Here is a 12,374-nt window from a genome sequence, read left to right as displayed (position 1 = left end):
TCATGGTGCTACTATCAGATGTTCTACAGGTTGGTTCTCCTTTTCCTGAAGTGGTAATTCATACAAGAAGAAAGGATTAGTATAACCCGCATTATGTAATACAGGTTTGGCAACATTGAACACCTTTACACCTTGTTTGGTGGCACCTTCCAGGTGTCCATGATGAGCATGCCCATGAAAGGCAACCGTTACTTCCCTGCGATCCAGCGGTTCTGCTAAGTAAGATGATCCAAGAAAAGGGAAAATCTCCTCAGGCTCGCCAACCACCGTTTCTTTGATAGGAGAGTAATGTAATACAGCCACTTTTAGTATATCAATATCATCTCCCTCCAGGCGATACAATGCCTGATCCAGTTTCAAGGATTCTTCCACTGCCGCCTGCACATACGCTTTATTCATTTCTTCCCCAAAGCGGGGAAGCATAAACCGGTCAAAGCCCCCGCCAAACCCTTTTACACCTGCAAATCCCACTCCATTGATAACCACTGATTCTCCATCCAATACATGAATCTTGTTATTACATAAAACATGTCTGATTTCATCCTGTTGATTATCATGATAATCATGATTACCCAGTACTGCTATCACCGGAATAGAGCAAACACTCAGTTCCTCAAGCAAGATCTCAGCCTCACTGGCTTGTCCGGTATCTGTCAAATCACCACACAGAATCAGCGCAAATGCCTGTTCTGATACAGACTGAAAGCATTCTTTCCATTTGCCACGGTCAGTTGCTTTAATATGAATATCGCCAATAGCAGCGATTTGTTTGCTTTTCAAATTCATATCTATATGCTTTTCATTGTGATTGTTTTATAATTCCATTCCCGTACGTCAATATCATACTGCGTCTGATCAATGAGAGGCCCAAGACACAACGTTTGTTGCGGTGTTGGTAAATCATACTGTTCCTTGGCTTTTGCCAGTAACTCCTCCATTAACCAATGGGGAACCAGATCTCTTTTTGACGGATAACAAAACTGGAAGCTAAGCAGCTGAGCCATAAGCAACTGCCAGTGTATCTCCAGGTGCATCCACACCCGGTTCCAGTTCAAACGGTCTCCATAACGCACAATCAGGTGGTTCAAGTCAGCTCCATCAAACCGCTCCCGGTTTTGTACATAGATTTTACACCAGAATAATTCTTCTGCAGATAAAAACTGAACAGGTACACCACAAAACTCTCCCGCATACGAATTTTCCATCCAGCTATCATCTACTGTACAAATATTATTTACTGTGTTATATATAATATCCATAAAGTAATCATCGTGAAAGTACACCTTAGCCAACCATCGGGAATCGGTAATTTCCGTATGATATCCCATAGAGGAAAAGTGTTTGAGAATCTTAGGATACTCACTGGCTTTACAGAATATATCCAGATCCTTGGTGTCACGATAGATGCCTGTATACTGTTGCAGAGCAAATGCTCCTCCTACGAGATAGGATAATCCAGCTTCATTGAGCATAGTAAGAGCTTCTTTGTAGAATTTTTCTGCTGTTCTTTTTTCTTCCTCAGTAACTTTACACTTAACCATATGAATATATTTAATCTTTGATATTTCTCCCGAAGCTATTCGCATCTAGAAAAGCAAAGCTAAAATTGTGTGCCTCACAGTATTGATTGTCAGTTACTAAGTAAAAACAACTCTTATGCATATTACCATACAAAAGGGCATTACAGATTTGCAAAAAGCAAGTGTCCTGAAACTGTGGAATGAGGAATATCCTCAAAAACTCCAGTATGCGTCCATTGCTGAATTTGATAAATATTTGGATGGACTGGAAGATAAAACCCATTTTCTGCTCAGAGAAGAGGAAGAAATAATAGGCTGGGCTGCGACCTTTAAAAGGGATGAGCAACGCTGGTTTGCGATTCTTATAAGTTTGTTTGTTCAGGGGAAAGGATATGGAAAAAAACTCCTGAATGCACTCAAAGAACACGAAACTCACTTATTAGGCTGGGTTATTGATCATAATAAGGATAGCAAAGCCAATGGAATGCCTTATTGTTCGCCTCTGACATTTTATGAGAAGAACGGTTTTGTGATACAACCCGAGATTCGTTTTGAATCAGAGAAGATGTCGGCTTTACGTATTGAATGGAAAAAGATATCCTCCTTGTAAGTAAACAACTGATCTGTCTGCGCTTACTTCTGTTTTGAATAACCTTCTGTTCCTCATTCATTTAACTCACTACCTTGAGTTCTGGTATTACCTACAAAAAATATATTAACTGCAATTGCGAATTAAATAAATTGATTTATATTTACTGCAATCACGAATAATATTGAACTAATGAAGAAAACAAAACTGGGAGAGTTTGAAGAACTGGTATTGCTTACAGTTGCTGCGCTGCAGGAGGATGCCTATGGTGTAGAGATTAAGCGGGAACTGGAAACACGTTTGAAGGAAAAGCTAAGTGTAGGTTCTATCCAGTCGGCACTGAAACGTATGGAGGAAAAAGGATTCCTTACTTCGGAATTTGGAGAAGCTACTCAGAAGAGAGGAGGCAAACGCAAACGTATCTATGCCACAACCTCCTATGCCCATCAGGTCCTTGCTGAAATGAGAGACATTCGGGCTGGTTTATGGGAAGCCATTCCAAATGTATCGTTGACCTAACTAAATAAACCCAGACAACTATGAAACAACCGAACCACTACGCCCCACCCAAATGGCCTCTCCGGCTTTTGCGCCTGCTTGTAAAAGAAGAATATCTTGAAGAGATTGAAGGAGACATGGAAGAGCTTTTTCAGGACAATCTGGAAACACTCTCTTACCGTCAGGCCCGAAGAATGTATACCTGGGAAATGATACGTCTGATGCGACCGCTTATCATGAAAAAGGTACGTATTACACTATCTCCTAACCCGTATGGTATGTTTAAGAACTACTTCAAAATTTCGTTCAGAAGTTTGATGCGAAACCCGCTGAGTGCATTCATCAATATTATGGGTTTAGCGGTTGCTATTGGTATTTGTATGCTTGTCTATGCTTTTATTGCCTATGACAACAATATTGATCAATTCCATACTCATAAACATTCTGTTTACCTGACTACTTTTTTTGCAGATAGAGAAGGTACACTACAACAATATGGACAAACACCAGGGCCTCTGGGGCAAATGCTGAAGGAAGATTTTGCTCAGATTAAACATGTGTGTCGGATAGAAGACAGAAATCTTGTACTAAAATATGGTGATCAGGTATTTACCGAGCGGGTACGTTATACTGACCCTACCTTTTTAGAGATGCTTACTTTTCCTCTCAAGTGGGGAACAAGCCAATCATTAGCAGATGTAAATAGTGTGATTCTCAGCGAGGAAATGTCTGTTAAGTATTTTGGTGCAACAAATCCCATTGGTGAGAATGTTCATATAAAACTAGGCAATGCTGGAACCAAAACATTTAAAGTGATGGGAGTAGCTGCTCCTTTTCCAAAAGCTCATGCCATTGATTTTGATTTTCTGATCAATTTTGAAAACCTGCGTTTATCCGAATCGGATGGTGCATTACATGACTGGAATACTTTGGTCAATGCCACCTTTGTTCAGGTAGAAGATCCATCTGATTTAAAGATTATTCAACAGGGAATGGATAAGTATAAAGTTCTGCAAAACAAAGAAGTGCAGAAAGACTGGGCAATCTCTTCCTTTGCCTTTGAGCCATTGGCAACATTACATAAAAATTCAGCACAGATACGGGATGATATTTCCGTTGATCCTCCTATCGAAAGTCTGGTTGCACTGCCTGTCATAGGTATGTTTATGCTGGCTCTGGCTTGCTTCAATTATATCAATATCGCACTTGTTTCAACTACGAAAAGACTAAAGGAAATTGGTGTGCGAAAAGTCATTGGAGCCAATAGAGTCCGAATCCTGATACAGTTTTTAGTTGAGAATATCTCTGTAACATTTTTCGCATTGGTACTGGGATTTATTCTGACCATAACTGTTTTTCTTCCCTGGTTTATTCCTGTATCTGGCAGAGAGTTGGAGCTTAATCTGATTGATAGTAACTTTTGGGTGTTTCTGCTGGCTATTTTATTTTTTACAGGTATTGCCTCCGGACTATATCCTGCTTTGTATATCTCCAGATTTGATGCTGTAAAGATATTTACAGGCTCAGTGCAGTTTGGCAAAAAGAACCCATTGACAAAGCTGTTTTTGGGTATTCAGTTGGTCCTGTCATGTATTCTGATCACAGGAGCTGTGGTTTATATGCAAAATACAACCTTTCAGACAATGCGTAGCTGGGGTTACAATCAGCGGGATGTATTGTATGTGAACATTCCGAACCAGGCTGCCTATGAACAATTACAGGATAAAATGCTTCAGAATGCCAATGTGCGTTCACTTGCAGGTTCAAAAGACCATCTTGGGAAAAAGATTTCTACCGCGATAATTCATACACCTGCCAATCGCCAGTACGAAGTGGAGCAGTTAGCCGTTGATGCTCATTATGTTAATACAATGGGTTTGCAACTGTCAGATGGACGGAACTTTAACGATCAGTCTGAAAATGATAAACACACAGTCATTGTCAATGAGCTTTTGGTGAAAAACATGGAGCTATCAAATCCGATTGGACACCAGTTCCGGATAGACAGTACAAAATATCAGATCATTGGAGTGGTAAGGGATTTTCATACCCATAGCTTTTACAATCCGATTCGACCCACTCTTTTTAAGTTAGCAGACAAGAAAGACTATCAGTTTTTGTCTGTGCAAGTGAAAAATGGTTCACAAGAGGAAACCTATCAGGTCTTACAGACTCAGTGGGCTGCTTTATTTCCGGATAGCCCCTTTCAGGGTGGATATCAGGAAGATGTCTGGGGTATATTCTTTAGCCAGTTAGCACGTATGGAAGAGTTCACCAGGACAATTGCTTGTATGGCTGTATTGCTGGCAAGTTTGGGACTGTATGGGCTGGTTTCACTCAATGTGGCGGGGCGGGTCAGAGAGTTTAGCATTCGAAAAGTACTCGGAGCCAGGCTATTGGACTTATCTGTAACCATTGCCAGACAGTATTTGGTTCTGATCATATCTGCGTTGGCAATTGGCGTTCCTGTGAGCTATATGTTAATTCACACACAATTAAATATGATGTTTGCTTATCCAATGCCAATGGACTTTTCAGGTGTTTCGATTGCTGTATTACTATTGGTTTGTGTTTTGCTGGGTGTGATTTCTATTCAGATTAGAAAGGTAGCTAAGTCAAATCTGGTAAAGGGACTGAAAGTAGAATAAGGATAGCAGGCTTCATAAATCAGTATATAAGTAGTGAGTGTTACCAGGTTTTGGTGTGCACAATGAAATTTACTATCTGATAAACAGCATTCCTGTTAAAGTTGATTTATCTTTTATAAATTACCCTTGTTTTATGAGTTAAAGCAAGGGTAATTTATTTTGTACTTCTTCGCACTAATTGTTCACCTGTTATTCTGCTAACTATTTATGCTGAAGCATTATCTGGATTTATCACTGAGGAATATCAAAAAGAATACTATCTACTCCGCTATCAACATTCTGGGATTTTCTATTGGTATTGCAGTTGTCCTATACATTATTCAATATGTAGCGTATGAGTTAAGCTATGATTCCTTTATAAATGAGGCAGAGTATATCTATAGAGTTGACCATACCCAATATACCAGTGAAAAAGAATGGCAGGGCAGTGCAAGAAATTATTTAGGGTTAGGTCCTGCACTAAAGGAAAAACTACCAGATGTAGCTGGCTTTTGTAGAATCTCGAAAAATCTGGATGCAACCAGAGGGGTGCCACTTAAGTATCAGGATAAGATATTTTATGAGCAGAATGTCTATTATGTTGACAGTACTTTTTTGGATTTCTTTTCAGTACAGCTGGTAAGTGGAAATAGTAAAACTGCCTTAATGAATGGCAACTCAGTTGTGATATCAACCTCAATTGCAAAAAAGCTATTTGGAGACAGAGACCCCATCGGATTAGTAATAACTGAACTGGATAATGAAAACTCAAACCGAATAGTTACCGGAGTTTTTGAGGATATTCCTGAAAACTCTCACCTGAAATTTGATATCCTTATTCCCATCTTTGGTGATCCTAATTATAAATTTTTTGTTCAGGACCCATGGTATTCACCTGCATGGTATACCTATGTAAAGATGGGTAGCAAGATAAAAGATCAGAAAGATATTAATCTGGTAGCCACATCAATTGCCCGAACCTACAAGGCAGACTTTATAAAGAATCAATTGCGCATTGTGTTCACACCTGTTACATCCATTTACCTGCAATCTGATTTCAAAGACGAACTAAAAATAAATGGAAGTTTAAATCTTGTATTCTTTCTTATTCTGATGGCATTTTTACTGCTGGCAATCAGTAGTATCAACTACTCAAACCTGAGTATTGTGTTTGCTATGGACAGGTCCAAAGAAGTGGGGTTAAGAAAAACTTTTGGTGCCTCCGCAACCCAGTTGAGAAAACAATTTCTTATTGATTCTTTTGTAACCAATCTGCTTTCGTTGGGGATAGCGATAGTTTTGTATGTGGTATTTTCTCCTTCCTTCAATGATATAATTGGTAAAAATATAAACACCTCTCTGAATTATATAGTTTTTACAGGAGCTGTAATCGGAGTTCTTATCGTATCTACTTTACTGAGTGGGGCGTATCCAGCTATACTTCTTTCTTCCTTTAAACCTGTTGACGTTTTGAAAGGGAAGCTTGTGATGAATAACAGAAGTTTTAGTTTGCGAAAGGCATTAGTCGTGTTCCAGTTTTGTATGGCATTGATACTGATTATCTGGTCTCTTTTCGTATCCGGACAATTGGAATTTATGCGTACCGCGAATATTGGTTTCAATCCGGAGAACCAACTCATCATTCATAATCCTACAGCCTATAGCAGGGTTGATAATGAACATAGATATGATGACTATCTGGTTTTTAAAAAAGAAGTCCTGAACAGCGCTGCTATTGAGAGTATTTCTACGTCTTCTTCCGTTCCAGGTACAGAGATAGGCTTTACCTATGTCAATTCTATAAAGAAGCAGGCAAATGGAATATATGATCCAACACCCTATAAGGTGATGTATGTAGGATACGACTATCTAAGCCAACTGGAACTTCAATTACTGGCAGGGAGAAATTTCTCAGAAGACTTTCCTTCCGATGCTAAGTATGGAAGTATTATTCTAAATGCTGAGGCTATAAAGGTTCTGGGCTATTCTTTCCCTGAAGATGCCCTGAACAAATATATATACTTCCAGCAGTTAGATGAGTGGGAAAAGGTGCAGATTATTGGTGTTGTAAAAAACTATCGGCATGTATCCCTAAAAAGTCCTGTATCACCCACACTTTTTTACCTAAGCCAGGATAAGGGGCAACAGGTATTTTATTCACTGAAATTTGCAAAGAACAGTCCTCAGCATGTGATAAGTAGTGTGAAGGATATATGGAAAAAGGTGTACCCCGATAAACCCTTCAATTACTTCTTTTTGGATGATCATTACGACATTCAGTATGTACATGAGAAACGATTACAACTACTTACCACTTTCTTTTCCAATATTGTGATTTTTATCTGCTGTCTTGGTTTAATAAACCTGAGCTTATTTGAAGGGAAAAAACGTTCCAAAGAAATCGGAATCCGAAAAGTCCTTGGAGCAAGTCGCCGATCCATACTCTTCCTTCTCATGGCTGATTTCCTGAAGCTGGTAATTCTGGCCAATATCATTGCCTGGCCTATTGCTTATCTGATTATAAATAAATGGCTTGAGAGTTATCCTGAAAGGATACACATTAATGGTATACTATTTCTGGTTGCAAGTTTGGTCTCTATCGCCCTGGTGATGCTTTCAGTTTTCCTTTCTACCTATAAAACAACTAATATTAACCCCATCAAAGCTATAAAAAGCGAATAGTCTACTTTTCCTTATACTTCATATATGAAAGATCTTGAATATTGGAAGTGAGTTTAGTTTATTTTCAACACCATCACTTATGCTTTTGAAAAGAGTATAGGTGATGGTTAATTTTGAAAAATATCTCTAGTTTGGTTAGTTTATTGTCCCTTTCATAATTTTTCCACAACCGCTCTCATTTTTTACTTACCCAAAACAGGTTTTTATCTTCAGAGCATCTCTTTTCTTTAGAAACAAAAACCTGATTTAGGTAAGATATTTCGTATACCCCTGACATACAGCTGTCATAGACCCACTCTATGTTTGTGTTACTGTGAAGTTATAAGTAGTATACTCCGCAGCAGTAATAGAAATCTATTTTTTTACTAAACAAACAACAGCTATGTATATCATTCTGGGTGCAACGGGACATATTGGCTCTGTAGTAGCCAAAACCCTTCTGAAACAAAATGAAGTAGTAACAGTTATAACCCGAAATCAGGATAAGGTTCACGAGTGGGAGCAGCTCGGAGCAAAGGTTGCTGTAGTAGATGTGTTTCAAACAGAGGAACTACGTTCTGTTTTTCAGCAAGGTAAACGCCTTTTTTTACTGAATCCACCTGCTCCACCAGATACTGACACAAGCAAACGTGAACTGGATAGCATTCGGTCTATATTGTCAGCCTTAACAGATTCAGGGATTGAGAAAGTTGTTGCTCAGTCTACTTATGGGGCTCAGCCAGGTGATCAAATCGGAGATTTGGGTGTATTGTATGAAATGGAACAGCACCTGTCCAAAATAGGCATTCCAGCTACAATTATTCGGGGAGCTTATTATATGAGCAACTGGGATATGTCTCTGGTTTCTGTTCGCGAAGAAGGTAAGTTATATACTTTTTTTCCTGCCGACTTTTCCTTACCTATGGTAGCTCCGGAAGATTTAGGGCATGTGGCAGCACAACTAATAACCTCCGATTCCCATATGGGTATATATCATGTAGAAAGTCCGGAACAGTATTCGGTTGCAGATGTAGCCACTGCATTTAGTGTGGCTTTGAAAAGGCCAGTTGAAGTAGTGACCACTCCTCGTAGCCAATGGGAATCTGTTATGATGGAGGTAGGGTTTTCGAAAGAAGCCGCACAATCATTTGCAGGTATGACAGATGTTACTTTACAAAAAGGTCCTGAAATAGCTAATTCTCCTATTCGGGGAGCTATTACTCTTCAGACCTACATTCGACAACTAGTTGAGCGACAATGATTGGAATAACCTATTGATTGCTTACCAGTTTTATGAGTTTGAGAGTAAAAGCAGAAATACTGGTTTGAACATCCATGCTGACATAAATTGATAAGAGTGTCCGTTGCATTGGTTGGTAGAGCTTTGTTTGAGGAATCACAAACCTGAGTAATGCTCTTTCATTACAAACGCAACGGACGCTGCTTTCAATGTAGACCTATGCCAGTGATTCTTTATTTATAAACCTCATGGTTTGGTCCAGCCATCCGGCCAGTCCATCAGGGTATTCATGCTTTGATAGTCTACATATTGTACTTGACCTCCTTCACAGGGTGCTCCCCATACAGACATACAAAAATCAGTGGTTTGAAAGAAGCGCCATTCATCAAAGTCAAAAAAGAAATGTGTATAATAAGTGCCTTCAATTGTCAGAACTGCATCTATTTTCTTCCATGCTTCTGATAAAGTAGGAATGCCATCTACGAGGTCTGTCATCGGTACTGGTTTATTGCCTGGAGTAGTTACATTTGTGCAAAATCCTTCTCTAAAGTAAAATATAACATCTTTGGGTTTAGAGACATTTCCATTTACATACCAAAACATCGCTTTACCTTGTGGCGTTTTACCAGCCATGTTGCCTGCATACAAAGCGGCATTGTTCAGATAGTTGTACGTAAGGATACTGTTTGGAAATTTGTAGGTAGAATCATAGTGGTAGATAAAACGTCCGTCGCTGGAAATAGAATTTACCCGCATTAGCATCTGGGCATTTACTACCATACTACTGGTGTAGCCATAGCTGACCGACTTGACCTCCGCAGGCCAGTTAGTGGCCAGGCTATCAATCGGGAGAGGGCCTCGTTTTACTACAAATTTATATTCGCCTGATATATACTTAATGTCAAAGACCATAAATTTTTTATCCTTGTTCTGATCATGGTTAAGGTCAAGAATCATATAGCCATTTCTTTTCCAGTAACCATCATATTCATAATTGTCAAGTATACAAAGGGAAGAGTTCGTAGCTGTTTGTGGTCCTTTTGTGTTTTTATCCTTACACGAAATCCAGACAAAGGGAGACAACAGGATACAGGAAAGCTGAAAGAGATAATTTTTCATAGAGGCAGTAGTGATACGTGAAAGAAAGTAAGAGAATTTATAATTTTTGATACACCAGTGTGCCTTGACCATCTGTGCCAACCCAAGTCATCTTGTTGCCTGAAATGCTAATAGTGTAGCTTTGACCTACTACGAAGTTAGTCGCAGAGGTAGTAAATTTGTTACCTTCCAGTCGCCAATAGGTTTTGCTATACAGTTTCTCCTGTATATTTCTATACTTCTCATCACACCCGCTTTGAGCTGCATTCAACCGAAAGGTGCCATCCGCATTGATTTCGTAGACTATTTTTGCAGCACAGGGTCTTTGAGAGATCAGTGCAGCATGGCTGTCCATCTTTGTGCCCTCATAGAAAAACGTATGGGAGAGTAACTTCCATTTGCCAACAGGATTTTGGGCATAAGAAGTAAGCATTACCAGCCCGATTATTGAACTGAGAATTATCGTTTTCATAGATGTTAATTTTATAAGTAGCGGTTTTAGTCTCTGTTAAAAAGTAACACGTTTGGCTTTAAATCGATCACTGTCTTTTCCAATCTCATCTTTCTTAAACTCAAAATACATGGGCAGAGCATCATTATTGATAAAAAAGTAAGAGCCATTCTCCGGTGTGTATGTACTTGCTCCATATCCGGAAAGATAGATCCGAGACTGTTTTTCTACTGACTTGATTTGCCAGCCATTTTTATAGGAATCAAGATACCAGCGTTGATTGTCCTGATTAACCCAATCAAATTGAATGATTTTGGCACCTCGTTCCGTTTTGCCTTCTGTGCTCAGGTATTTGCCACTATGAACAGGCTGAATAAGATAATAGACCCCAAGCCGCATATCACTCATCCGACGAACAGTAAATTGCTGATTGGGTTTACTTGTAAAATCCCACTGAACGAGCCGAGCCTGATTATCCTGACTCATATTATCAATGCTCAGGTATTTTCCTGTCGCATTGACTTTAATGTAATACTGTCCGGTTTCCAATTGCTGACTTACAGCCTGTAGAGAGCAAATCAAAAGTAGTAGAAGGGCTAAAGGTTGGCTTTTCATGTTGTGTGTAGTTTATAGGAAGTAGTTTAGATTGTTATTTGCCTGCCTGATAAATGGCATATAAAAGGCCTTTAGAGATTTGTGTAGCTGCCGCCTCGCATAGATGACCTGCCCCATCGCCATCAACGCCTTGTCCTTTGCTGGGGCAACTGGTTGTAGATCGGTTAGCTTGACAAATACGCCAGATATCGTTTTGCTGGCAGCGACTACCATCCGTCTGGCTTTCTATATCCTGAAAGTCAAATACGATGTCTTGCTTAAAGGTTTGTAGCATCCATGTCCGCATTTTCATCTTGGCACTGTTTTCACTGATAGCATAAACCAGAGGAGGAGTGATATGCACTACCCGAATACCCGCTGCTTTTATCTGATCTACAACTTTCACGTATTCATTTTCAACCTCTGTGAGATCTTCTTCACGTATGTCCGCATAGCCAAATTTCATACTAGCTATGCGTAGGGATGCTTTATGTTTAAGTACATTATTCTTGAATACCTGTAGCTTTTCAAGAGGGTTTCCGTTAGATAAGCCAGGAGAGACATCTACAAATATACCGCCGCTCAATCCCGTTGACAATTGCTGATCAGGACCATAATAGGCAAATTTGTATCCATTGGCTTCACTGCCATCTTCGAGGTCTGTGCCTACAGACTGGTGTAAAAACAAGGTGTTCCATGATGTTACACGAGCTTTTTCTGACTCAGAAAGTGCATCCCATGCAGCTACCCCTGCTATAGTTACCACCCCAGGAGTACTAGGTGTAGTGGGTCCGGGCGGGGTTACTGTATCATCGTTTTTCTGACATGCCAGTAACAGGATCAGGGTGGTAATAGTAAAAGGAATGTAAGTTTTCATAGGTCGTTTTGTAGTCTTTATGATAGCAACAAACCTACTAAAGCAACCTGCTGATTGCCACTGCTAATCGACTAACAACAGAATTAATCGCCCAATGGCAGTTTGATTTTCTGAAAAAGAGCTTTAAAGAGAAAAAAGCATGTTTCCCCAACCGAATAAATCCGGACTAATACTAAACGAAGCCATACTTTCTGAAATTTCTAGTAAAGAAGATCAATA

The 12,374-nt window shown here is 39.5% G+C and carries 11 protein-coding genes; 5 read left to right on the top strand and 6 right to left on the bottom strand.

Annotated features, from left to right (window positions below; translation table 11 throughout):
- Positions 1-786, bottom strand: coding sequence for a metallophosphoesterase family protein (locus tag QNI15_RS23340; RefSeq protein WP_314005424.1), 786 nt, complete (start codon positions 784-786; stop codon positions 1-3).
- Positions 787-788: 2 nt separating this feature from the next.
- Entirely contained in the window at positions 789-1,541 is a 753-nt protein-coding gene (locus tag QNI15_RS23335; protein ID WP_314033836.1) for a nucleotidyltransferase, read from the bottom strand.
- Between the two features lie 115 nt (positions 1,542-1,656).
- Between QNI15_RS23335 and QNI15_RS23330 the strand changes: the two genes are divergently transcribed.
- The 5 genes from QNI15_RS23330 (at position 1,657) to QNI15_RS23310 (ending at position 9,156) form a co-directional block, all read left to right on the top strand.
- Complete coding sequence (locus QNI15_RS23330; RefSeq protein WP_313995157.1) at positions 1,657-2,130, top strand: GNAT family N-acetyltransferase; 474 nt, start codon at positions 1,657-1,659, stop codon at positions 2,128-2,130.
- Between the two features lie 171 nt (positions 2,131-2,301).
- Positions 2,302-2,628 (top strand): PadR family transcriptional regulator, encoded by a 327-nt coding sequence (locus QNI15_RS23325; protein WP_313995154.1) that lies wholly within the window; start codon positions 2,302-2,304, stop codon positions 2,626-2,628.
- 20 nt (positions 2,629-2,648) lie between these two features.
- A complete protein-coding gene (locus tag QNI15_RS23320; protein ID WP_314033835.1) occupies positions 2,649-5,255 on the top strand; it encodes an ABC transporter permease in 2,607 nt (868 codons plus the stop codon).
- A gap of 207 nt (positions 5,256-5,462) precedes the next feature.
- The gene (locus tag QNI15_RS23315) at positions 5,463-7,916 is read left to right on the top strand and encodes an ABC transporter permease (protein WP_314033834.1); all 2,454 of its coding nucleotides are present in this window, start codon (positions 5,463-5,465) and stop codon (positions 7,914-7,916) included.
- Positions 7,917-8,298: 382 nt separating this feature from the next.
- On the top strand, positions 8,299-9,156 hold the full coding sequence (locus QNI15_RS23310) for an NmrA family NAD(P)-binding protein (protein ID WP_314033833.1): 858 nt from the start codon (positions 8,299-8,301) through the stop codon (positions 9,154-9,156).
- A 225-nt stretch (positions 9,157-9,381) separates the two neighbouring features.
- On the opposite strand, the gene QNI15_RS23305 is transcribed toward QNI15_RS23310, so the two are convergent.
- From QNI15_RS23305 to QNI15_RS23290, 4 genes are read right to left on the bottom strand one after another with little or no spacing between them, the layout of a single operon-like run.
- Positions 9,382-10,254, bottom strand: a complete 873-nt coding sequence (locus QNI15_RS23305) for a hypothetical protein (RefSeq protein WP_314033831.1) — start codon at positions 10,252-10,254, stop codon at positions 9,382-9,384.
- Between the two features lie 37 nt (positions 10,255-10,291).
- Complete coding sequence (locus QNI15_RS23300; RefSeq protein WP_314033829.1) at positions 10,292-10,705, bottom strand: lipocalin-like domain-containing protein; 414 nt, start codon at positions 10,703-10,705, stop codon at positions 10,292-10,294.
- 36 nt (positions 10,706-10,741) lie between these two features.
- The gene (locus tag QNI15_RS23295; protein ID WP_314033827.1) at positions 10,742-11,299 is read right to left on the bottom strand and encodes an RICIN domain-containing protein; all 558 of its coding nucleotides are present in this window, start codon (positions 11,297-11,299) and stop codon (positions 10,742-10,744) included.
- A gap of 34 nt (positions 11,300-11,333) precedes the next feature.
- Positions 11,334-12,155, bottom strand: a complete 822-nt coding sequence (locus tag QNI15_RS23290) for a hypothetical protein (RefSeq protein WP_314033825.1) — start codon at positions 12,153-12,155, stop codon at positions 11,334-11,336.
- Positions 12,156-12,374: the final 219 nt, after the last annotated feature.

This window comes from Xanthocytophaga flava, assembly GCF_030068545.1.
Taxonomy (GTDB): domain Bacteria; phylum Bacteroidota; class Bacteroidia; order Cytophagales; family 172606-1; genus Xanthocytophaga; species Xanthocytophaga flava.
The sequence above is the reverse complement of the archived record's forward strand: the minus strand, read 5'-3'. Positions and strand labels throughout refer to the sequence as shown.